Annotated in this window: 2 protein-coding genes; both read right to left on the minus strand. The window is 67.6% G+C overall.

What is annotated here, in order from left to right; all coding sequences use genetic code 11:
* The coding region (locus tag F5972_RS36715; RefSeq protein WP_150940760.1) for an ABC transporter permease at positions 1-846 on the minus strand (846 nt) is incomplete at its 3' end.
* The coding region (locus tag F5972_RS36720) for a sugar ABC transporter ATP-binding protein (RefSeq protein WP_150940762.1) at positions 839-2,164 on the minus strand (1,326 nt) is incomplete at its 5' end. The genes F5972_RS36720 and F5972_RS36715, both read right to left, overlap by 8 nt.

Here is a 2,164-nt window from a genome sequence, read left to right on the forward strand (position 1 = left end):
CGTCCCACCGATGATCACCGCAGCGATCGCGTCCAGCTCATACAGATCACCATGCGTCGAGGACCCCGTCGTGGTCCGCGCCATGATCAGCACCGCCGCGATCCCGCAGCACAACCCCGACAGCGCATACAACATCAACGTGTGCTTCTTCACGTTGATCCCGGCCAGCCGCGCCGCCTCCGGGTTCCCCCCGACCGCGTACGTCCGCCGCCCGAACGTCGTCCGGTTCAGCACCAGCCACCCGACCAGCACCACCAGCGCGAACACATACACCAGCAGCGGCAGCCCCAGCACCCGCGTCGTCGACAGATCCACGATCATCGAATTGTCCGGCTGCACCAGCTGCGTCCGCTGATTCGACATCCGCTGCGCCAGACCCCGCGCCGCCACCAGCATCGCCAGCGTCGCGATGAACGCCACCATCCGCCCATAGGCGATCAGGAACCCGCTCAGCAGACCCGCCCCGGTCCCCACCAGAACCGCGCACACGATCATCACGACCGGCCCGTACGCCTGCGTCGCCAACGTCGTCGCCCACACCGACGCCAGCGCCATCACCGCACCGACCGACAGGTCGATCCCCCCACCGATGATCACAAAGGTCATCCCGACCGTGATCACCCCGATGGTCGAGGCCAGCGCCAGAATACTCACCAGGTTCGACGACGTGGCGAAGTTCTCCGGACGGGTCACCACCCCCACGATCGCCAGCAGCACCAACGCCGCGACCAGCCCGACATGCCGGGCCTCACCCACCCGGCCCAGCCCCAGCCGGCCCAACGGCCCGCCCGCACCCGCCGGCTTGGCCGGCGCGTTCGCCGGCGCCGCCTGATCGACCTCAGTCATGGAACGCTCCTTCAGGAGAATCTGCTACCTCGGACCCAGCCGTCTCCCCAGCGGAGACCATCACCAGATCCAGCACCCGATGCTCATCCAGCTCCTGCGCCGGCGCCTCGTGCACGATCCGGCCCTCCCGGACCACCAGCACCCGATCCGCCAACCCCAGAACCTCGGGCACCTCGCTGGACACCAGCAGCACACCGATCCCGTCATCGGCCAGCTTGCGCACCAGCGCATACAACTCCGCCCGCGCCCCGACATCCACCCCGCGCGTCGGCTCATCCAGCAACAACAACTTGCGGTCCTCCGCAAGCCACCGCCCCAGCACCGCCTTCTGCTGGTTACCACCCGACAACGTCCGGATCGGCCGCCTGGGGTCCGGCGGACGGATGTCCAACGCCTCCGACAACCGCTTGGCCTCGGCGAACTCGCTCTTACGATCCAGCCACCCCAGCCACCGCGGCCGCGTATACCGGCTCAACGACGCCAAAGTGATGTTCTGCGCCACCGGATGATCCAGCAGCAACGCCTGCGCCTTACGCTCCTCCGGCGCAAGCCCCATCCCCATCCGCACCGCACGCGTCGTACTGCCCGGACGCACCACCTGACCATCAAGCACCACCCGGCCGCTGGCCCGCCGCGCCCCGTAGATCGCCTCAACGATCTCACTACGGCCCGACCCCACCAGACCCGCCAGCCCGACGATCTCCCCCGCCCGGATACTGAACGACACATCCGAAAACCGCCCCGGAAGTGTCAGGTGCTCCACCCGCAACACCTCATCGCCGCCCTCATGCGCCCCCACCGCCGGGCGCGGCGGGAACACATACTCCACATTCCGGCCCGTCATCAACGCCACGATCTGCTGCGTCGGCGTGTCCTTGGCCGGCAACCCCACCGCGACCGTCGCCCCGTCCTTCAACACCGTGACCCGATCCCCGATCTGCCGGATCTCCTCCAGCCGATGCGAGATATAGATCACCGCCACACCCTGCCCGGTCAGATCCCGGATCACCCGAAACAGGTTGTCCACCTCGTCATGCGCCAACGCCGCCGACGGCTCATCCATAATGATCAACCGCGCCGAATGCGACAACGCCCGCGCCATACTCACGATCTGCTTGTGCGCCGGCGACAACCGGCCCACCTCCATACGCGGCCGGATCTCCCCATGACCCAACCGCCCCAACAACTCCGCCGCCGCCCGCTCGGCCTCACCCCGACGCGAAAACCCCAACCGCGCCCGCTCATGACCCAGATAAATGTTCTCGGCCACACTCAACCCGTCCACCAGGTCAAGCTCCTGATAGATCGTGGCGATGCC

Origin of the sequence: Microbispora cellulosiformans (assembly GCF_008728085.1) — a bacterium.
Taxonomy (GTDB): Bacteria; Actinomycetota; Actinomycetes; order Streptosporangiales; family Streptosporangiaceae; genus Microbispora; species Microbispora amethystogenes.